This window comes from Pseudomonas sp. SB113 (assembly GCF_040754745.1).
Classification (GTDB): Bacteria; Pseudomonadota; Gammaproteobacteria; order Pseudomonadales; family Pseudomonadaceae; genus Aquipseudomonas; species Aquipseudomonas grimontii.
On sequence record NZ_JBFMHW010000212.1, the window covers coordinates 1 to 427 of the forward strand.

Genomic DNA, 427 nt, shown 5'->3' on the forward strand with positions numbered 1-427 from the left:
CCGTCATTTGCGCGACGATTCGATCCGTTTTTGCGAAGATGTGCGCCGTTTGCGCCCGGAAATCGTCTTCGGCGCGGATATTATCGCCGGTTTCCCGACCGAAACCGAAGAGATGTTCGAAAACTCCCTGAAAATCGTCGAGGAATGCGGGCTGACCCATCTGCACGTTTTCCCCTTCAGCCCGCGTGAGGGAACGCCGGCTGCACGCATGCCGCAACTCGATCGACGGCTGGTGAAAGCGCGCGCGGCACGTTTGCGCGACGCAGGCGACCGCGCCTATCGCCGCCACCTCGCCTCGCTAGCAGATACCCGCCAGTCCGTGCTTATCGAGCGCGAAGGCATCGGCCGCACCGAAGGCTTTACGCCGGTCGCGCTGGATGCCGGGGCGCAGGGTGCGATTATCGAGGCAATGATCACCGGCAATGAT

Annotated in this window: 1 pseudogene; it reads left to right on the forward strand. The window is 62.3% G+C overall.

Features of this window, described 5'->3' with window-relative positions:
- Nucleotides 1–427 (forward strand): annotated as a pseudogene (locus AB1462_RS32215) (hypothetical protein); the annotation flags it as partial.